Origin of the sequence: Cereibacter changlensis JA139 (assembly GCF_003034985.1) — a bacterium.
GTDB lineage: Bacteria > Pseudomonadota > Alphaproteobacteria > Rhodobacterales > Rhodobacteraceae > Cereibacter > Cereibacter changlensis.
The window spans coordinates 35,071-53,570 of record NZ_PZKG01000017.1; the positions used below are offsets into that span (position 1 = coordinate 35,071).

General features: G+C 67.2%; 18 protein-coding genes. 15 read left to right on the forward strand and 3 right to left on the reverse strand.

The genetic code is table 11. The features are described 5' to 3' along the window. Positions 1 to 18 precede the first annotated feature (18 nt). The 12 genes from C5F48_RS05965 to C5F48_RS06020 all read left to right on the forward strand — a co-directional run bounded on the left by C5F48_RS05965 (position 19) and on the right by C5F48_RS06020 (position 13,448). Positions 19 to 1,272 (forward strand): ABC transporter substrate-binding protein, encoded by a 1,254-nt coding sequence (locus C5F48_RS05965; protein ID WP_107662998.1) that lies wholly within the window; start codon positions 19 to 21, stop codon positions 1,270 to 1,272. 76 nt (positions 1,273 to 1,348) lie between these two features. Then, positions 1,349 to 2,263, forward strand: coding sequence for a carbohydrate ABC transporter permease (locus C5F48_RS05970; protein WP_107663015.1), 915 nt, complete (start codon positions 1,349 to 1,351; stop codon positions 2,261 to 2,263). Positions 2,264 to 2,270: 7 nt separating this feature from the next. Then, entirely contained in the window at positions 2,271 to 3,107 is an 837-nt protein-coding gene (locus tag C5F48_RS05975) for a carbohydrate ABC transporter permease (protein ID WP_107662999.1), read from the forward strand. Continuing rightward, positions 3,104 to 4,135 carry a Gfo/Idh/MocA family protein gene (locus tag C5F48_RS05980; RefSeq protein ID WP_107663000.1) on the forward strand — a complete coding sequence of 344 codons (1,032 nt, stop codon included), beginning with the start codon at positions 3,104 to 3,106 and terminating at the stop codon, positions 4,133 to 4,135. Before C5F48_RS05975 ends, C5F48_RS05980 begins: the two co-directional genes overlap by 4 nt. Next, positions 4,135 to 5,130 (forward strand): ABC transporter ATP-binding protein, encoded by a 996-nt coding sequence (locus tag C5F48_RS05985; protein ID WP_107663001.1) that lies wholly within the window; start codon positions 4,135 to 4,137, stop codon positions 5,128 to 5,130. The genes C5F48_RS05980 and C5F48_RS05985 overlap by 1 nt, the downstream gene beginning before the upstream one ends. A 388-nt stretch (positions 5,131 to 5,518) precedes the next feature. Then, positions 5,519 to 6,433 carry a hypothetical protein gene (locus C5F48_RS05990; protein WP_107663002.1) on the forward strand — a complete coding sequence of 305 codons (915 nt, stop codon included), beginning with the start codon at positions 5,519 to 5,521 and terminating at the stop codon, positions 6,431 to 6,433. A gap of 73 nt (positions 6,434 to 6,506) precedes the next feature. Beyond that, positions 6,507 to 7,334: a flagellar motor protein MotB gene (locus C5F48_RS05995; RefSeq protein WP_107663003.1), complete on the forward strand. Its 828-nt coding sequence runs from the start codon at positions 6,507 to 6,509 to the stop codon at positions 7,332 to 7,334. A gap of 83 nt (positions 7,335 to 7,417) precedes the next feature. Continuing rightward, on the forward strand, positions 7,418 to 8,737 hold the full coding sequence (locus C5F48_RS06000; RefSeq protein ID WP_107663004.1) for a flagellar hook protein FlgE: 1,320 nt from the start codon (positions 7,418 to 7,420) through the stop codon (positions 8,735 to 8,737). 8 nt (positions 8,738 to 8,745) lie between these two features. After that, positions 8,746 to 10,194, forward strand: a complete 1,449-nt coding sequence (gene flgK, locus C5F48_RS06005; protein WP_107663005.1) for a flagellar hook-associated protein FlgK — start codon at positions 8,746 to 8,748, stop codon at positions 10,192 to 10,194. Continuing rightward, on the forward strand, positions 10,195 to 11,196 hold the full coding sequence (locus C5F48_RS06010; protein WP_107663006.1) for a flagellin: 1,002 nt from the start codon (positions 10,195 to 10,197) through the stop codon (positions 11,194 to 11,196). Continuing rightward, on the forward strand, positions 11,193 to 12,290 hold the full coding sequence (locus C5F48_RS06015) for a flagellar basal body P-ring protein FlgI (RefSeq protein ID WP_107663007.1): 1,098 nt from the start codon (positions 11,193 to 11,195) through the stop codon (positions 12,288 to 12,290). Before C5F48_RS06010 ends, C5F48_RS06015 begins: the two co-directional genes overlap by 4 nt. Before the next feature lie 144 nt (positions 12,291 to 12,434). After that, positions 12,435 to 13,448, forward strand: coding sequence for a glycosyltransferase family 2 protein (locus tag C5F48_RS06020; protein WP_107663008.1), 1,014 nt, complete (start codon positions 12,435 to 12,437; stop codon positions 13,446 to 13,448). A gap of 22 nt (positions 13,449 to 13,470) precedes the next feature. On the opposite strand, the gene rfbF is transcribed toward C5F48_RS06020, so the two are convergent. The 3 genes from rfbF to C5F48_RS06035 form a co-directional block, all read right to left on the reverse strand. Beyond that, positions 13,471 to 14,247: a glucose-1-phosphate cytidylyltransferase gene (gene rfbF / locus C5F48_RS06025; RefSeq protein WP_107663009.1), complete on the reverse strand. Its 777-nt coding sequence runs from the start codon at positions 14,245 to 14,247 to the stop codon at positions 13,471 to 13,473. A gap of 276 nt (positions 14,248 to 14,523) precedes the next feature. Continuing rightward, positions 14,524 to 14,937, reverse strand: coding sequence for a VOC family protein (locus C5F48_RS06030; RefSeq protein WP_107663010.1), 414 nt, complete (start codon positions 14,935 to 14,937; stop codon positions 14,524 to 14,526). A 25-nt stretch (positions 14,938 to 14,962) separates the two neighbouring features. Continuing rightward, positions 14,963 to 15,964, reverse strand: coding sequence for a LacI family DNA-binding transcriptional regulator (locus C5F48_RS06035; protein WP_107663011.1), 1,002 nt, complete (start codon positions 15,962 to 15,964; stop codon positions 14,963 to 14,965). 139 nt (positions 15,965 to 16,103) lie between these two features. On the opposite strand from C5F48_RS06035, the gene C5F48_RS06040 reads away from it, so the two are divergent. The 3 genes from C5F48_RS06040 to C5F48_RS06050 form a co-directional block, all read left to right on the forward strand. Further along, positions 16,104 to 17,165 carry a sugar phosphate isomerase/epimerase family protein gene (locus C5F48_RS06040; protein ID WP_107663012.1) on the forward strand — a complete coding sequence of 354 codons (1,062 nt, stop codon included), beginning with the start codon at positions 16,104 to 16,106 and terminating at the stop codon, positions 17,163 to 17,165. Continuing rightward, a complete protein-coding gene (locus C5F48_RS06045) occupies positions 17,162 to 18,322 on the forward strand; it encodes a Gfo/Idh/MocA family protein (RefSeq protein WP_107663013.1) in 1,161 nt (386 codons plus the stop codon). The genes C5F48_RS06040 and C5F48_RS06045 overlap by 4 nt, the downstream gene beginning before the upstream one ends. Further along, on the forward strand, positions 18,319 to 18,500 hold a 182-nt coding region (locus C5F48_RS06050; RefSeq protein WP_146170561.1), incomplete at its 3' end, for an ATP-binding cassette domain-containing protein. The genes C5F48_RS06045 and C5F48_RS06050, both read left to right, overlap by 4 nt.

Here is an 18,500-nt window from a genome sequence, read left to right on the forward strand (position 1 = left end):
GCCAACCGGGAGACGACCATGACGATGAAGACCCTCCGTGTCGCACTGCTGACCAGCACCTTGCTGGCGGGCGCGGCCTCGGCGCAGGATGTGACGCTGACCATCGAAAGCTGGCGCAACGACGACCTGACCATCTGGCAGGACAGCATCATCCCCGCCTTCGAGGCCGCCAACCCGGGGATCAAGCTGAACTTCGCCCCCTCGGCCCCGGCGGAATACAACGCCGTGCTGAACTCCAAGCTCGATGCGGGCTCGGCGGGCGACCTGATCACCTGCCGCCCGTTCGACGCCTCGCTGGAGCTGTTCAAGAAGGGCCAACTGGCCGATCTGACCGATCTGCCCGGCATGGCCAATTTCGGCGATGTGGCGAAATCGGGCTGGTCCACCGATGACGGCGCGCAGACCTTCTGCGTGCCGATGGCTTCGGTGATCCACGGCTTCATCTACAACAAGGACGCCTTCACCGAACTCGGCATCGAAGTGCCGAAGACCGAGGCTGAATTCTTCGCCGCGCTCGACAAGATCAAGGAAGACGGCACCTACATCCCGATGGCGATGGGCACCAACGACCAGTGGGAAGCCGCGACGATGGGCTACCAGAACATCGGCCCGACCTACTGGAAAGGCGAGGAAGGCCGTCTGGCGCTGATCGAGGGCACGCAGAAGCTGACCGACGAGCCCTGGGTTGCGCCCTATCGCGCGCTGGCGAAGTGGAAGGACTATCTGGGCGACGGCTTCGAGGCGCAGACCTATCCGGACAGCCAGAACCTGTTCACGCTGGGCCGCGCCGCGATCTATCCCGCCGGTTCGTGGGAAATCTCGGGCTTCAAGAGCCTCGCCGAATTCGAGATGGGCGCCTTCTACCCGCCGGTGCAGGCCGAGGGCGACGAGTGCTATATCTCGGACCACACCGACATCGGCATCGGTCTGAACGCGGCCTCGCCCAATGCCGAAGCGGCCAAGACCTTCCTGAACTGGGTCGCCTCGCCGGAGTTCGCCAAGCTCTACGCCAACGCGCTGCCGGGCTTCTTCCCCCTGTCGAACGAGGCGGTGGCGCTGGACGATCCGCTGGCGCAGGAATTCGTGAACTGGCGCGAGACCTGCAAGCCGTCGATCCGCTCGACCTACCAGATCCTGTCGCGCGGCACGCCGAACCTCGAGAACGAGACCTGGAACGCCTCGGCCAATGTGGTGCGCGGCACCGAGACTGCGGAAGACGCGGCCAAGCGGCTGCAGGACGGTCTGGCTTCGTGGTACGAACCGCAGAAGTGATCTGACGCCGGAAGCGGGGGGCTGTCTGCCCCCCGCACCCCCCGAGGATATTTGAGCCAAGATGAAGGAGGGGAACATGGCCCGCAAAGCCGTCCGCTGGCACATCGCCGTGTTTCTCGCACCGGCGGTGCTGATCTACACCGCGATCATGATCATCCCTCTGTTCGCCACGCTGAACCTGTCGCTGTTCACGCTGGTCGACCGCGCCCGGGTCTTCGCCGGGCTCGACAATTTCCGCACGCTGTTCGGCGATCCGCGCTGGTCGGAGACCTTCTGGAACGCGCTGGGCAACAACGCCTGGTTCTTCCTCGTGCACATGCTGGTGCAGAACCCGATCGGGGTGCTGCTGGCCGCGCTGCTCTCCTCGCCACGGCTCCGGATGGCGGCCTTCTACCGCACCGCGATCTTCGTGCCGACCATCCTCAGCTTCGTCATCGTCGGCTTCGTTTGGAAGCTGATCCTCTCGCCGATCTGGGGCATCGCGCCCGGCATGCTGGACATGGTGGGGCTGAAGAGCCTGTTCACCCCCTGGCTCGGCAAGCAGGAATATGCGCTGACCACGCTGGCGCTGATCTCGGTCTGGCAGTTCGTCGGCATCCCGATGATGCTGATCTATGCCGCGCTGCTGAGCATTCCCGACGAGGTGCTGGAGGCCGCCGAGATGGATGGCGTCACCGGCATGAGCCAGTTCTGGAAGATCAAGCTTCCGCTGATCCTGCCCTCGATCGGCATCATCTCGATCCTGACCTTCGTCGGCAACTTCAACGCCTTCGACCTGATCTACGTGGCGCAGGGGGCGCTGGCCGGGCCGGATTTCGCGACCGACATCCTTGGCACCTTCCTCTACCGCACCTTCTTCGGCTTCCAGCTGCAGCTCGGCGATCCCCATATGGGGGCGACCATCGCCACGGCGATGTTCGGCATCATCCTCGTCGGGGTCTGCATCTACCTGTTCCTGATCCAGACGCGCCTGCGTCGCTACCAGTTCTGAGGACAGCATGGCCGCAAGATCCCCCCTTGGACGCACGATCGCCGCCCATGCGGTGCTGATCGCCTACACGCTGATCGCGCTGTTCCCGGTCTTCGTGATCGTGGTGAACAGCTTCAAGTCGCGCCGGGCCATCTTCGCCGAACCGCTGGCGCTGCCCAATGCCGAGACCTTCGATCTGGTCGGCTATACCACCGTGCTCGCGCAGGGCGACTTCTTCCAGTATTTCCAGAACTCGCTGATCGTCACGGTGGTGAGCCTCGCCGGGGTACTGCTCTTCGGGGCGATGGCGGCTTTCGCGCTCAGCGAATACCGCTTCCGCGGCAACACGCTGATGGGGCTCTACCTCGCCTTGGGCATCATGATCCCGATCCGGCTGGGGACGGTGGCGATCCTGCAGATGATGGTGGCGGGCGGGCTGGTGAACACGCTGACCGCGCTGATCCTCGTCTATACCGCGCAGGGGCTGCCGCTGGCGGTGTTCATCCTGTCGGAGTTCATGCGCCAGGTCTCGGACGATCTGAAGAACGCGGGAAGGATCGACGGGCTGTCGGAATACCGCATCTTCTTCACGCTGGTGCTGCCGCTGGTGCGGCCCGCCATGGCGACGGTGGCGGTCTTCACCATGATCCCGATCTGGAACGACCTGTGGTTCCCGCTGATCCTCGCCCCCGCCGAGGAGACCAAGACGATCACCCTGGGCAGCCAGGTGTTCATCGGCCAGTTCGTCACCAACTGGAATGCCGTGCTCTCGGCGCTCTCGCTCGCCATCATTCCGGTGATGGTGCTCTATCTCATCTTCTCGCGGCAGCTGATCCGCGGCATCACGGCAGGAGCAGTGAAATGATCCGGGTATTGGTTGCAGGTCTGGGCAACATGGGGCGGAGCCATGCGCTGGCCTATCACGCCGATCCGGCCTTCGAGATCGTCGGGCTGGTGAACCGTTCGGCGGTGGACCTGCCAGAAGAGCTGCAGGGCTACGAGGTCAGCGGCGACTACGCCGAGGCGCTGGCGCGGCTGAAGCCGGATCTGGTCTGCGTCGCCACCTATTCCGACAGCCATGCCGACTATGCCTGCGCGGCGATGGAGGCGGGGGCGCATGTCTTCGTGGAGAAGCCGCTGGCGACGACCGTGGCCGATGCGCGGCGCGTGGTGGCCAAGGCCCGCGAGACCGGGCGCAAGGTGGTGGTGGGCTATATCCTGCGGCATCATCCGAGCTGGATCCGGCTGATCGAGGAGGCCCGTGCCCTGGGCGGGCCCTATGTCTTCCGGCTGAACCTGAACCAGCAGTCCTCGGGCCCGACATGGGAGGTCCACAAGGCGCTGATGCAGACCACGCCGCCGATCGTCGATTGCGGCGTGCATTATGTCGACGTGATGTGCCAGATCACCGACGCCGCCCCGGTCGAGGTGCGCGGCATGGGGTTGCGGCTGTCAACCGAGATCGCCGAGGGCATGTACAACTATGGCCATTTCCAGGTGATCTTCGCGGATGGCTCGCTCGGCTGGTACGAGGCGGGCTGGGGGCCGATGATGTCGGACACCGCCTTCTTCGTGAAGGATGTGGTCTCGCCCAATGGCGCCGTGTCGATCCGCATGCCGGACTCGGCGCGGTCGGACGATATCGACACCCATACCAAGACCTCGCTGCTCAGGGTGCACAAGGTGGCCAGCGGCGATACCGACATCTCGATGGCCGACGAGCCCGGGCATCAGGCGCTCTGCGACCGCGAGCAGGCCTTCGTGGCGCGGGCGATCCTCGAGGACATGGACCTCACGCGGCATCTGTCCGATGCGGTGCAGTCGCTGGCGATCTGCCTTGCCGCGGATGAGAGTGTGCGCTCGGGCCAGCCCGTGAAACTGGGAGAGCTGTGATGGGGGCGCTGACGCTGCAGGGGGTGACGAAGACCTTCGGCACCACCAAGGTGATCCAGGGCGTCGATCTGGAGGTGCGGGACGGCGAGTTCTGCGTCTTCGTCGGCCCCTCGGGCTGCGGAAAATCCACGCTGCTGCGCATGATCGCCGGGCTGGAGGATGTGAGCTCGGGCGATGTGAGGATCGACGGCACGCGGGTGAATGACGTCGCCCCGGCCAAGCGCGAGATCGCCATGGTGTTCCAGAGCTACGCGCTCTACCCGCATCTGACGGTGCGCGACAACATGGGGCTTGCGCTGAAACAGGCGGGCAAGTCGAAGGCCGAGATCCGCGACGCCACCGACCGCGCGGCGGGGATGCTGGCGCTGGAGCCGCTGATGGAGCGGCGCCCGGCGGAGCTTTCGGGCGGGCAGCGGCAGCGGGTGGCGATCGGGCGGGCCATCGTGCGGGTGCCGAAGCTCTTCCTCTTCGACGAGCCGCTTTCCAACCTCGATGCGGCGCTGCGCGTGGCGACGCGGATCGAGATCGCCCGGCTGCACCGCGATCTGGGGGCGACGATGGTCTATGTCACCCACGATCAGGTCGAGGCGATGACGCTGGCCGACCGCATCGTGGTGCTGCGCGCCGGCAAGGTGGAGCAGGTCGGCGCACCGATGGAGCTCTACAACGATCCGGCCAACACCTTCGTCGCCGGTTTCATCGGCTCGCCGCAGATGAACTTCCTCAAGGCCGGGGCGCTGGGCCTGTCGAGCGACACGCTGGGCATCCGGCCCGAGCATCTGGCGATCTCGACCGAGGCGGGCGAGATCGAGGCCAGCGTCACCCATCTGGAGAAGCTGGGCGGCGAGACGCTGGTCTATGCCCGCAGCGAGCACGGGCTGCAGACGGTGCGGCTGTTCGGCGAGCACAGCTATGCCGTGGATGCGCCGGTCTGGCTGACCCCCGACCGCAGCCGCGCCTTCCATTTCGACGCCGCCGGTCAGCGCCTGCGCTGACCGGCCCGGGCGTGCCGCCCCCGGGGCCATCGAGGCCCCGGCTGCGGCATTTCCATGGACCGCTGCCGGCCGGTCGCGGCAGCCCTCTGCCTTCTCCTTGCCCAAACACTCCCGCCGGAGGCAGCCCAAGCCCGGCGCCTGGACGCCGCTTTCTCCCCTGCGGACGGCGCTCCCCGGCGCTGGTGCCGGGAGTCCCGGCCCGCCACGCGCCCGCAATGTGATCAAACGCGCCCCGGCGAAGCGAAAACTTCCGAACCCGAAGCCGTTTCGAGCGTTGTGGCCGCTCCAGCGTCATATGGCGATTTGACGGATGTTTGACTGGCGCGTTACGGTGAAGTCACAGCGCCCGACGCAATCTGAGCCGATCAGAAGAACAGGGGAGCCTGCCATGACTGCGACCGTCTCCACCGAGAACAAGCTGCGTATCACGCTGGTCTCCGCGTCCTCGCCCGCGGGACTGGCGGCCGGCCTGCTGTCCAGCCACCTGCCGCTGAGCCGGGCCGAGGCCGCGTTGCGGCTGTCGCGCCAGCCGTCGGTGCTGGCCGAGGCCGCGCCGGCCTGCGTCGCCCGCAGGCTCCAGGCGCTGATGGCGGCGCTGGGGCTGCGGGTGCGGCTGGACGACCCGACGGTGCGGGGGACGGCGGACCGCGTCGATCTCTGGTTCCAGGCCAATGACGAGGCGGCGCCCGCCGCCGTGGCGAGGCTGGCGGATCAGCTGGGCTTGGCCGTGGCCGAGGTGGCTCAGGCCCTGCACAGCCCGGCCGGGCTGGTGGTGGCCACCACGGCGCCGCGCGCCGCCGACCTGCGCCGGGCGCTGCGGCGCGAGCGCTCGCTGCGCTCCGCGGTGTCGGATCCGGCGGTGGCGATCTACGACCTGTTCCTGCTGCCGGGGCTGCAGCCGACCGAGGGGCTCGTCGGGCTGCTCGGCCGGCTCGGCAGCTCTGAATGCGGTTTCAGCGGCGCCGTCGCCGGCGCGCTCGATGCGCGTTCGGCGGCGCTGGTGCAGGCGCGGCACGGCGGTCTGGTCCAGGCGATCAACCGGGATTTCCAGCGCTTCGACCTTTATCTGACCGGGCGCAGTGGCGTCACCGCGCAGGAGCTGGCCGATTTCTTCGCCACCCGCTGCCCTGAGCCGCGCGAGCGGCTGATGACGCTGGAGGCGCTCGGCCCGCTGCGGATCGAAAGCGGCCTGACCCGCAGCGCCGCCAGCCAGTTCATCAGCGATTACGCCGCCTTCGGCATCCAGACCTGCGTCCGGCGCAGCTTCGTCGACGGCGCGCCTCCCGCCGGCGATCCTGCCTGACCCACCGCCGGTTAAGTCCGCCTTCATTCCCCGGGTGTAGACTGGCCGCGGGTGTGTATGGGGTGGATGAAACATGGCCGGGGCAAACGCCGCGCCAGTCATCATCAAGCGGAAGAAGGTCATACAGGGCGGCGGTCACCACGGCGGGGCGTGGAAAGTGGCCTATGCCGACTTCGTGACGGCCATGATGGCCTTCTTCATGCTGATGTGGCTGCTGAACGCAACGACGGAGAAGCAACGCAAGGGGCTCGCCGATTACTTCAATCCGACGATCCCGATGAACCGGGTCTCCGGCGGCGGCGACGGCGCCTTCGGCGGTGATTCGGTGTTCTCGGAACAGACGATGACGCAAAGCGGCACCGGCGCCGCCAACCGCGAGCCGACCGAGGAGGCGCAGGCCCGCGGCGACAGCGCCGGCGGCGAGGCCTCGGAGCAGGCGCAGCAGGCCGAGATCGAGAAGCTGCTTTCCGCCCGGGCGGGCGAAAGCATGACGATGGAGCGCGCGCTGCGCCATGTGGTGACCCGCATCACCGACGAGGGGCTGGTGATCGAGATCTTCGACCTGCCCGATGTCGCGCTGTTCGAGGGCGACAGCGACCAGCCGCGCCAGGTGCTGCGCGACATCGCCGGGCTGCTGGCCGACACGCTGGCGCTGACCCTGAACCGGATCGCGGTGAATGGCCATGTGCGCAGCTATCCGATCACCCTGATCGATAACCCGGTCTGGGACCTTTCGGCGGCGCGGGCGCAGCGGATGCGCGATCTCGTCGAAACGGCGGGGCTGCCCTCCGCGCGGATGCAGCGGATCGTCGGCTATGCCGACCGAAAGCCGGTGACGCCGGACCCGATGGCGGTGCGCAACAACCGGCTGGAGGTCGTCCTGCTGCGCAAGGACCGCTGAACCGGATCGCGTTAGGCGGATCTTAAGCTGATAAGCGCAGCCTCGGGGATGCCAAACGTCCGTTGCAGAAAGGCGCAGCCTCCATGACGATCTCTTCCTCGCTGAACGCCGGTGTGGCCGGCCTGAACGCCAACGCCACCCGGCTTGCCACCATCGCCGACAACATCGCCAACTCAGGCACCTTTGGCTACAAGCGGGCCGCCGCCGATTTCGACAGCATGGTGATCACCGGCTCCAGCGGTTCGGGCACCTATTCGGCGGGCGGGGTGCGGGCCAACACCATGCGGCTGATCGACGAGCGTGGCGCGGTGATCGCCACTTCCAACCCGATGGACATCGCGATCGCCGGCCGCGGCATGCTGCCGGTGATCTCCTCCTCCAGCCTCAACAGCATGTCGGGCGACAGGCCGCTGATGATGACCACCACGGGCTCGTTCCGAACGGATGCCGACGGGGTGCTGATGACGCAATCGGGGTTGGTGCTGATGGGCTGGCCCGCCGATGCCGACGGCACCATCGCCAGCATGCCGCGCGACACCATGGTCGGGCTGGAGCCGGTGGTGATCAACGCCAACCAGACTGCGGGCGACCCGACGACCGAGATCAACATGGGCATCAACCTGCCCGCGGTGGACACGGAATTCGGCGCCTCGGGCGCGGCGCGCACAACCTCGATCGAGTATTTCGGCAACCTGGGCACTTCGGAAACCCTGGATGTCACCTTCACCCCGAGCCTGCCGGCGCTGGCGACCGATCCGGGAACCAACACCTGGACCATGGTCATCACCGATTCGGCCAGCGGCGGCGCGGTGGTCGGGGAGTACACGCTGGTCTTCAACGATTCGCGGACCAATGGCGGCACGCTGAACAGCGTGACGGCCATAGGCGCCAGCCCGGTCTATGACGCAGCGGCCGGCAGCGTCACCCTCACAGTCGAGGGCGGGCCGATCGAGGTGACCGTGGGGAAGGTGGGCGATACTAACGGGTTGACCCAGCTGTCCAGCAGCTTCGCCCCGACCTCCATCACAAAGGACGGCTCGCCGGTCGGCAACCTGACCGCGGTCGAGATCGACGAGAGCGGCTTCATCCAGGCGACCTATGACACCGGCTTCACCCGGGTGATCTACCAGATCCCGTTGGTCGACGTGCCGAACCCGAACGGGCTGATCGCGATGAACGACCAGACCTTCGAGGTCTCGCCGGTCTCGGGCTCCTTCTTCCTCTGGGATGCGGGGGACGGGCCGACCGGCTCCATCGTCGGCTATGCGCGTGAAGGCTCGACCACCGATGTCGCCGCCGAACTGACCAACCTGATCCAGACGCAGCGGGCCTATTCCTCCAACGCCAAGATCATCCAGACCGTGGACGAGATGCTGCAGGAAACCACGAACATCAAACGGTGAGGTGAAACATGAGCCTGTCCGCCAGCCTGTCCAACGCGCTTTCGGGCCTGCAATATGCCTCGCGGGCGGCAGAGGTCACCTCCAGCAACGTGGCCAATGCGCTGAACGAGGGCTACGCCCGCCGCGTGCTGGAGGTTTCGGCGCGCAGCATCGGCAGCGAATCGCAGGGCGTTCGGCTGCTGGGGGTCACCCGGATCGTCGACCAGGTATTGCTGGCCGATCGACGGCTGGCCGAAGCCGCCACCGGTGACCGCGATGCCCGGGCCACCTATTTCGGTCGGCTCGAGGCGGTGATCGATACAGCGGTTTCCGGCTCGCTGCTCGACCGGATCGCGGACTTCGATACAGCGCTGATCTCCGCCGCCAGCCGCCCCGATTCCGAGGCGCGGCTCGCCGAGGTGCTGAGCAGCGCCAAGGCCTTGGCCAGCGGCATCAATTTCGTCGCGACCGAACTGCAGCAGGCGCGCATGACCGCCGATGCCGCCATCGCCCGCGAGGTCGAGGCGCTGAACGTGGCGGTGCGCGGCGTGTGGGAGTTGAACCGCCTGATCACCGAGCGCGCCGTTTCCGGCGAAGATGTCTCGGCGCTCGAGGATCAGCGCCAGCAGCTGGTGGACCAGGTCTCCTCGATCGTGCCGCTGCGCGAGGTCCAGCGCAGCTACGGCCAGATCGCGCTGTTCACCACCAGCGGCGGGGTGCTGCTCGACGGGCTGCCCTCCGAACTCGGCTTCACGCCGCATCCGGTCATCGTGCCGGAGATGACGCTTGCCGGCGGCCTGCTTTCCGGCCTGACGCTGAAGGGCCGCAGCGTCGCCACGGCGGGGGAGGCGAGCGTGATCGCCGGCGGCTCGCTGGCAGCGCATTTCGCCATCCGCGACGAGCTTGCGCCCGAAGGTCAAGTGCAGATCGACGCGTTTGCCCGCGATCTGGTCGAGCGTTTCGCCAATCCGGCGCTCGATCCTTCGCGCGCGCCGGGCGACGCCGGGCTGTTCACCGATAATGGCGCGGCCTTCCTCGCGGCCGACGAGCTTGGGCTTGCCAGCCGGCTGTCGGTGACTGCGCTGGTCGATCCGGATCAGGGCGGGCTGCTCCGACGGCTGCGCGACGGGCTTTCGGCCCCGGCGGGTCCGGTGGGTGACGCCAGCCTGCTTCTGGCGCTGGACGACGCGCTGACCGCCGGGCGGGTCCCGGTTTCCGGCTTCCTCTCCGGGGCGCGCAGCTTCGCCGGTCTCGCCTCCGATCTGCTGTCGGATGTCTCGATCGCCCGGCTCGCCGCCGACAGCGAAGCCAGCTTCGCCGCCGCGCGCTGGGACGCGCTGCACCAGCAGGAGCTGGAGCTGGGCGTCGATTCCGACGCCGAGATGCAGCAGATGCTGCTGATCGAACAGGCCTATGCCGCCAATGCCAAGATCGTCCAGACGCTGGACGACCTTCTCGCCCTCTTGCTGGAGATCTAGATGGCCACTGTGTCCCTGGGCGATCTCGCCCACAGTTTCATGCTCCGCCGCCAGACGGTCGCGTTGAAGGCGCAGTCGCAGCGGCTCTCGACCGAGATGGTGACAGGTCTCGCCGCCGACAGGGGGGCCAAACTCGGCGGCGATTTCGCGACGCTGGGCAGCATCGACGCCTCGCTCGCGCGCCTGGAGAGCTTCAAGATCGCCGGCAACGAGGCGGCGGGCTTCGCGGGGGCGCTGCAATCGGTGCTCACGCTGGTGGACGATCTGGCAGGAAAGACCGCGCCACTGTTGCTGACGGCGGGGACCGCCGGCACCGCCCCGCTGATCGACCCGGCGGGGATGACCTCGCTGCAGCAGTTCAAGTCGGTGATGGCCGCGCTGAACACCGGCTTCGCCGGGCGCAGCCTGTTGGCAGGGATGGAGACCGGCAAGGCCGCGGTGGTCGAGGCCGAAACCGTTCTCACGGCGATCGAGACGGCCAGCCTCGGCGCTACCACCGCTGCAGAACTCGCGATTGCCGTGAACGATTGGTTCGACGACCCCGCCGGTTATGCCGCGACGGTCTATCTGGGGGGAGCGGCGCTGGCACCGCTCTCGGTCGGGCCGACCGACGAGGTGACGCTGGCGGTGACGGCCAATGATCCCGCGATCCGCGACACGCTGAAGGGGCTGGCTTTGGCCGCACTGCTGGGCCGCGGAGTCTTTGCCGGCGACAGCGATCAGCGCGGCGAGGTGGCGCGACTGGCCGGCGAAAGCCTGGTCCAGAGCCAGTCGACCCGCACGGGCCTGGCGGCAGAGGTCGGCCTGGCGGAGGCGCGGATCGAGGCGGCCGCGGCGCGCAACGCCGCCGAGACGACCGCGCTGAAGATCGCCCGCACTGGGCTGTTGGGCGTCGACGGCTACGAGACCGCAACCCTGCTGGAAACCACCGAGACCCAGCTCGAGACGATCTATGCGCTGACCGAGCGCATCTCGCGCCTGACTCTGGTGGATTACGTCTGATGCTGCGGCTGTTGCTCCTGCTGGCGCTTCTGGCCTTGCCGGCGGGGGCCGAGGCGATCCGCATCAAGGATCTGGTGCAGTTCGATGGCGTGCGGGGCAACGATCTGGTGGGCTACGGCCTCGTGGTCGGTCTGAACGGCACCGGTGACGGGCTGCGCAACGCGCCTTTTACCGAAGAGATCATGTCCAACCTCCTCGAACGGCTGGGCGTCAACGTGGCGGGCGAGGAGTACCGGCCAAAGAACGTCGCCGCCGTCTTCGTGACCGCGACGCTCCCGCCTTTCGCCCGGGCGGGCGGGCAGGTCGACGTGACGGTTTCGGCCATCGGCGACGCCAAGAGCCTGCTTGGCGGAACCTTGGTGATGACGCCGCTGAACGGGGCGGATGGGCAGATCTATGCCGTGGCTCAGGGCACGATCATCGCCGGCGGCGTGGCGGCCGAGGGTCAGGCGGCGCGGGTTGTGCAGGGGGTGCCGACGGCGGGCAGTATTCCCGGCGGCGCCCGGGTCGAGCGGGAGGTGGATTTCGACTTCACCGGACTGACGTCGCTGCGGCTCGCGTTGCGTTTGCCGGATTTCACCACGGCGGGGCGGATCGAGGCGGTGATCAACCGGGAATTCGGACATCAGGTGGCGCGGATGACCGATTCCGGTACAGTAGCGCTGGACCTCCACGCGACCCGAATGGCCTCTCCGGCGCATGTCCTCGGGCGGCTTGAGAACCTACTGGTCCAGCCGCAGACCACGGCAAAGGTGGTGGTCGACCAGCGCTCGGGCACCATCGTCATCGGCGAGGATGTCCGGATCAGCCGGGTGGCCGTGGCGCAGGGCGGCCTGACGCTGCGCGTCGATGAGACGCCGGTGGTGGTGCAACCCAACCCCTTCACCCCCGGCGAGACGATCGTCGTGCCGCGCAGCGCTGTCGGCATCCAGCAGGATCAGGGCCAGGGTCTGGCCGAGGTGCAGAGCAGCACGACCCTGTCCCAGGTGGTGGCGGGGCTGAACGCATTGGGAGTGGCACCGCATGACATGATCGACATCCTCAAGAGCATTAACGCAGCCGGGGCACTGCATGCAGAATTCCTTGTCCGATGACGTTTCTCCGGCCCTTCCGACGCAGATGCCCGGCAGGAAGCCGCCCGCGGTAAGGCTTTATTGGCGCGCAGACGTGGGTTGCGGCTTGCGGGGAAAGCGGCCTTGCCTCAGGCTTGCCGCCAGCTGAATTCAGGACCGTTCATTATGAGATTTGCCGTCGTCATTCCCTTTTACCAGCGCGATTCCGGAATTCTGAGCCGGGCCCTCACCTCGGTGTTCCAGCAGGAGCTACCTGCCGGGGCCTCGCTCCAGGTGTTCATCGTCGATGACAGCTCGCCCACCCCGGCCGCGGCGGAGGTCGAGCTGCTGCCAGAGGTGCAGCGCGCCAGGGTGACCCTGATGCGGCAGCCGAATGGCGGGCCAGGGGCGGCGCGGAATACCGGGCTCGACGCGGTGGCGGAGGGCGGGTTCGATTATGTCGCCTTCCTCGATTCCGACGATTTCTGGGCGAAGGACCATCTGGCCGAAGCGCTGGCGCTGCTGGAGCGCGGGTATGACTTCTATTTCTGCGACCACCTGCGCACCGAGGATGACATCACCTATTTCAACCGGACCGAGCGGTTGCGGATCCTGCGCGAGCTGCGGAGCGAGGGGGTGACGGTGATCGACGCAGACCTGCCGATCCTCGCCTTCGACCGCCGGATTCTGACCAGCGCCTATGTGGAAACCTACCTGAGCCAGACCTCGACCATCGTGGTGCGGCAGGGCTTCGTGCAGGATCTGCGCTTCGACACCCGGCTGCGCAACGCGGGCGAGGACCACATGTTCTGGATCTCGCTGGTGATGGCGGGGGCGCGGACTGTGGTCTCGTGGAAGTGCAACGTGTTCTGCGGCCAGGGGGTGAACATCTATTTCGACGCCTTCGACTGGACCTCGACCAAGGTGGTCGATCGGATCGGCTACATGCTGATGTTCTTCCAGATGGTCGGGCGCAGTTTCGACCTAGCGCCGGAGGATCGGGCGACGCTGGGCGGCATGATCCGGCGCTATCGGCGGGCCTACAGCTATCTGTTCCTGCGCGCGCTGTTGCAGCGCAAGAAACCCTCGTTCGCTCTGATGTGGAAGCTGGCCGCCGGTGATCCGGCGCTGCTGCCAGCGATGCCCTGGCGCTTCCTGTCGGTGCTGCCGAACCGGGAGGCCGAGTCGAAGACCTGGTGACAGGCCCGGCCTCCCCGCCGTTTCAGCTCCAGATCTTCCAGGGCGGCGCGCCGCCGTCCCAGAGCGACTGCAGCAGGTGCTTGTCACGCAGCGTGTCCATGTTCTGCCAGAATCCGTCATGGCGATAGACCGACAGCTCGCCCTCGGCCACCAGACGCTGCAGCGGCTCCTCCTCCCAGGTGGTCAGGTCGCCGTCGATGTAGTCCAGCACCTGCGGCTCCAGCACGAAGAAGCCGCCGTTGATGGTCTGGCCGTCCTGCAAGCTCTTCTCACGGATACGCTTCACCTTCGGGTCGTCGCCGGAGAAATCCAGCGCGCCGAAACGGCCCGGCAGGTGCACGGCGGTGACGGTGGCCAGCGTGCCTTGGCTGCGGTGGAAGGCCAGCAGCTTGCCGATGTCGATGTTGCTGACCCCGTCGCCATAGGTCATGCAGAAGGTCTCGCCGCCGATATGCTCGCGCACCCGCTTGATCCGGCCGCCGGTCAGGCTGTCCGGGCCGGTGTCGACCAGCGTGACCCGCCAGGGCTCGGTTGCGGGACGGCGGATCTCGATCGAGTTGTCGCTCAGATCGACGGTGATGTCGCTGTTGCGATGATAGTAATTGACGAAATAATCCTTGATCAGATTGCCCTTGTAGCCGCAGCAGACGATGAAATCGTTCACGCCATGGGCGGCGTAGATCTTCATGATGTGCCAGAGCATCGGTCGCCCGCCGATCTCGATCAGCGGCTTCGGCACGATGCCGGTTTCCTCGCTGAGACGGGTGCCGAAACCTCCGGCTAGTATGACAGCTTTCATAAAATCCTCATGATATCATTGGTTGAAAATCGGGCACTGCGGCAGCGGCGGAGGTCGCGTGACCTCGGGTTCGTCAGGCAAGGAGGTCGCGTTTTGGAAAATGCGGGGCGCCGGGGCAGGTGAGGTAAATCTTCAGGGAAACGAAAGGATATTGCGGCTAATGGGGTGGAGGGAGACTCCCGTTCAAAATCAACAAAAGGATGCAGGGAATGATGCCATGATATTCCGGTCCCGCAAGTGCATTATTGTCCGATTCCCGCCCGAACCGCGCAACGCTCAGCCCCAGAGCGCGGGGTCGGCGAATTCGATGGAGTTGCCCGCCGGATCGCGGACATAGATCGAGCGCGCGCCGTTCGGCCAGTTGAAGTCGGCCTCGATCTCCACGCCCTCCGCCTGCAGGTGGTTGCGCCAGGCGTCGAGATCTGCGGTGGCCACCGCGAAGCAGTGGTGTCCGGAGCCACGCGCGCCATGCGCCGGCACGGGAAGGGCCGGGTTGCGCGGCGGCTGCAGGGTCTCTGCCGGGTTGAACAGCAGCAGCACGCCGGCGCCGCTGCGGAAAAAGACATGCCTGCCCTCGACCTGGGCCAGCACCGGCAGGCCGAGGATCCCGTGATAGAACCGGGTCGCCGCGGCGAGATCCTCGGCGTAGAGCGCAGATTCGAGGGCGCCGTGCAGGGGAGGGGCGGTCATGGCCTGTCCTTTCCGAAATGCGAGATCAGCCTGGGGATTTGACGCTCTGGCGGCGGATCAGTTCCACGGCGATGCGTTCGGAGGGGCCCATGAGGCTGCGCTGGTCGATCATGTCGACCAGCAGATGCGCCGCCCGTTCGCCGATGTCGCGCCGCGGCTGGCGGATCGTGGTGAGCGCCGGGGTGAGGTGGCCGGCCACCTCGATATCGTCGAAGCCGATCACCGAGACCTCGCCCGGCACCGCGATGCCCGCCTGTTGCAGCGCGCCCATGAAGCCGCAGGCCATCTCGTCCGAGGCGCAGAACACCGCCGTCGGCCGGTCGGCCAGCGCCAGCCAGCGCGCCGCGGCCTGGGCGCCGGAGGCGATGCCGAAATCGCCGGTGAAGGTCCAGTCGTCGTGCAGCGCCAGCCCGGCCTCGGCCAGCGCCCCGGCCGCGCCTTGAAGCCGGCTCTCGGTCAGCACGTTGCCGCGCGGGCCGGTGACATGGGCGATGCGGCGGTGCCCGGACTCGAGCAGGTGCCGGATGGCGATGGCCGCGCCTTCGGCATTGTCGACGGTGACCGAGGGCAGTTCGCCCCGCCATTCGCAGGCCATCAGCAGCGGCGGATGCGCGCGCTGCATCAGCGCCGGGTCGGGCAGGGTGGCGTCGAACACCACCAGCCCGTCGACAAGGCCGCTGTCGAAGTAATGCGCCAGCCGGGCCCGCGGGTCGGGATCGGCCAGGGTGTCGGCGATCAGCAGGCCGTAGCCGGCGGGGCTCAGCACCGAGGAGAGGCCGGAGAGGATCTGCGAGAAGAACGGGTTGGCGAGGTTGGGCACCAGCGCGAGGATGCTGCCGGTGCGGCGGCGGCGCAGGTTGCGCGCGAGGCTGTTGGCCACATAGCCGGTCTCCTGCACCGCCCGCAGCACTGCTTCTCGCGTCGATTCGGCCACCCGCTCGGGATGCGACAGGGCGCGGCTCACCGTGGCGGTCGAGACCCCGCTCAGCCGCGCAACATCCTGTATTCCCGCCGTTTTCTGTCGCACGCCCGCTCTCCTGATCCGCGGCATCATGAGGCGCAGAAAAACCGTTGTAAACGGTCCGAAGGTGAATATAGTGATAATTGCAAACGATTACATCATTCGATTGTTTCGTTGCGGCGGTGGCGGCCGAGGGAGGACACGCATGAAGACGATCAAGGGCCCTGCGCTGTTTCTGGCGCAGTTCGCGGGCGATACGGTGCCTTTCAACTCGTGGAAGGGCATCACCCGCTGGGCGGCCGACTGCGGCTATGTCGGGGTGCAGGTGCCGACCTGGGATGCGCGGTTCATCGACCTCGATCTCGCCGCTTCCTCGACCGATTACTGCGACACGTTCAAGGGCGAGGCCGCGGAAAACGGCATCACCGTGACCGAGCTTGCCAGCCATCTGCACGGCCAGCTCGTCGCCGTGCATCCGGCCTATGACGAGATGATGGACGGCTTCGCCTCCGACCCGTCGGTGCATGGCAACCCCAAGGCGCGGCAGGAATGGGCGGTGGACCGGGTGATGAAGGGGCTTTCTGCCTCGAAGAACCTCGGGCTGACGGCGATGGCGACCTTCTCCGGCGCGCTGGCCTGGCCCTATCTCTACCCCTTCCCGCAGCGCCCGGCCGGTCTGGTCGAAGCGGCCTTCGACGAACTGGCGAAGCGCTGGCGCCCGATCCTCGACCATGCCGAGGACTGCGGGATCGACCTCTGCTACGAGATCCACCCCGGCGAGGATCTGCATGACGGCATCACCTACGAGATGTTCCTCGAGCGGGTCGGCAACCATGCGCGGGCCAACATGCTCTACGATCCGTCGCATTATGTGCTGCAGGCGCTGGATTACCTCGACAACATCGACATCTATGCCGAGCGCATCCGGATGTTCCACGTGAAGGACGCCGAGCTGAACCCGACCGGGCGGCAGGGGGTCTATGGCGGCTATCAGTCCTGGGTCAACCGGGCCGGGCGGTTCCGCAGCCTCGGCGACGGGCAGGTGGATTTCGGCGCGGTGTTCTCCAAGCTGACGGCGGCGGATTTCGACGGCTGGGCCGTGGTCGAATGGGAATGCGCGCTGAAGCATCCCGAGGACGGCGCGCGCGAGGGGGCGCAGTTCGTGCGCGACCACATCATCCGCGTGACACCGAACGCCTTCGACGATTTCGCGGTCGGCGGCGCCGACGAGGCTGCAAACCGCCGCATGATGGGGCTGGACAGATGAGCAAATTCGCACGGCGCGAGGGACCGATCCGGCTGGGCATGGTCGGCGGCGGGGCAGGGGCCTTCATCGGGGCGGTGCATCGCATCGCGGCCCGGATGGACGGCAAGTTCCAGGTCGTGGCGGGGGCGCTGTCCTCCACCCCCGAGAAGGCGCGGGAGTCGGGCCGGGCCATAGGCCTGCCGGAAGACCGGATCTACAGCGATTTCACCTCCATGGCGCAGCGCGAGGGGCGCTTGGGCGACGGGATCGAGGCGGTGGCCATCGTCACCCCGAACCACATGCATGCCCCGGTGGCGCGCGAGTTCCTCAAGCGCGGTATCCATGTGATTTGCGACAAGCCCCTGACGGCGACGCTGGGCGAGGCGAAGAAGCTGGTGAAGGCCGCCGAGGGGGCCGAGGCGCTGTTCGTGCTGACGCACAATTACACCGGCTATCCGATGGTGCGTCAGGCCAAGGCCATGATCGATGCCGGCGCCTTGGGGCGTATCCGCGTGGTGCAGGTGGAATATCCGCAGGACTGGCTGGCCGCCCCGGCGGCGGCCGACAACAAGCAGGCCGAGTGGCGCAACGACCCCGAGCGCAGCGGCATGGGCGGGGCGACCGGCGACATCGGCACCCACGCCTGGAACCTCGCGCGCTTCGTTACCGGGCTGGAGCTGGAGAGCCTCGCCTGCGACCTCGACAGCTTCGGCGAGGGGCGGCGCACCGATGACAACGCCCATGTCATGCTGCGCTTCGCGGGCGGCGCCAAGGGGATGCTCTGGTGCAGCCAGGTGGCCCCCGGCCACGAGAACGGGCTGCGGTTGCGCGTCTATGGCGAGAAGGGCGGGCTGGAATGGGCGCAGGAGAACCCGACCAACCTGTGGTTCACCCCGTTGGGCGAGCCGAAGCGGCTGCTGACCCGGCGCGGCCCCGGCATGGGCCCCGAGGCCGAGCGGCTGACGCGCACGCCGGCCGGGCATCCCGAAGGCTTTCTCGAGGCCTTCGCCAACATCTATGCCGAGGCCGCCGAGGCGATCATCGCGCATCGCAGCGGGTCCGAGGCGCCGGCGGGCGTCACCTTCCCGACGCTTCAGGATGGGCTGGAGGGGATGATGTTCGTCGACGCCTGCATCCGCTCGTCGCAGAAGGACGCGGCCTGGGTCTCGCTGAAATGAGCGAGCCTGTCCTCGCCATCCGGCAGGTCTCGCGCAGCTTCGGCCCGGTGCAGGTGCTGCATGGCGTCGATTTCGACCTGCGGCCCGGCGAGGTTCACGCCCTGATCGGCGAGAACGGCGCGGGCAAGTCGACGACGATGAAGATCCTCTCGGGCTTTCTCGCCCCGACCGAGGGCGA

Excerpts from the sequence above, each read along its gene's own strand:
- C5F48_RS05965 (WP_107662998.1), top strand. The coding sequence starts at position 19 with ATGACGATGAAGACCCTCCGTGTCGCACTGCTGACCAGCACCTTGCTG.
- C5F48_RS05970 (WP_107663015.1), top strand. The coding sequence starts at position 1,349 with ATGGCCCGCAAAGCCGTCCGCTGGCACATCGCCGTGTTTCTCGCACCG.
- C5F48_RS05975 (WP_107662999.1), top strand. The coding sequence starts at position 2,271 with ATGGCCGCAAGATCCCCCCTTGGACGCACGATCGCCGCCCATGCGGTG.
- C5F48_RS05980 (WP_107663000.1), top strand. The coding sequence starts at position 3,104 with ATGATCCGGGTATTGGTTGCAGGTCTGGGCAACATGGGGCGGAGCCAT.
- C5F48_RS05985 (WP_107663001.1), top strand. The coding sequence starts at position 4,135 with ATGGGGGCGCTGACGCTGCAGGGGGTGACGAAGACCTTCGGCACCACC.
- C5F48_RS05990 (WP_107663002.1), top strand. The coding sequence starts at position 5,519 with ATGACTGCGACCGTCTCCACCGAGAACAAGCTGCGTATCACGCTGGTC.
- C5F48_RS05995 (WP_107663003.1), top strand. The coding sequence starts at position 6,507 with ATGGCCGGGGCAAACGCCGCGCCAGTCATCATCAAGCGGAAGAAGGTC.
- C5F48_RS06000 (WP_107663004.1), top strand. The coding sequence starts at position 7,418 with ATGACGATCTCTTCCTCGCTGAACGCCGGTGTGGCCGGCCTGAACGCC.
- flgK (WP_107663005.1), top strand. The coding sequence starts at position 8,746 with ATGAGCCTGTCCGCCAGCCTGTCCAACGCGCTTTCGGGCCTGCAATAT.
- C5F48_RS06010 (WP_107663006.1), top strand. The coding sequence starts at position 10,195 with ATGGCCACTGTGTCCCTGGGCGATCTCGCCCACAGTTTCATGCTCCGC.
- C5F48_RS06020 (WP_107663008.1), top strand. The coding sequence starts at position 12,435 with ATGAGATTTGCCGTCGTCATTCCCTTTTACCAGCGCGATTCCGGAATT.
- rfbF (WP_107663009.1), bottom strand. The coding sequence starts at position 14,247 with ATGAAAGCTGTCATACTAGCCGGAGGTTTCGGCACCCGTCTCAGCGAG.
- C5F48_RS06030 (WP_107663010.1), bottom strand. The coding sequence starts at position 14,937 with ATGACCGCCCCTCCCCTGCACGGCGCCCTCGAATCTGCGCTCTACGCC.
- C5F48_RS06040 (WP_107663012.1), top strand. The coding sequence starts at position 16,104 with ATGAAGACGATCAAGGGCCCTGCGCTGTTTCTGGCGCAGTTCGCGGGC.
- C5F48_RS06045 (WP_107663013.1), top strand. The coding sequence starts at position 17,162 with ATGAGCAAATTCGCACGGCGCGAGGGACCGATCCGGCTGGGCATGGTC.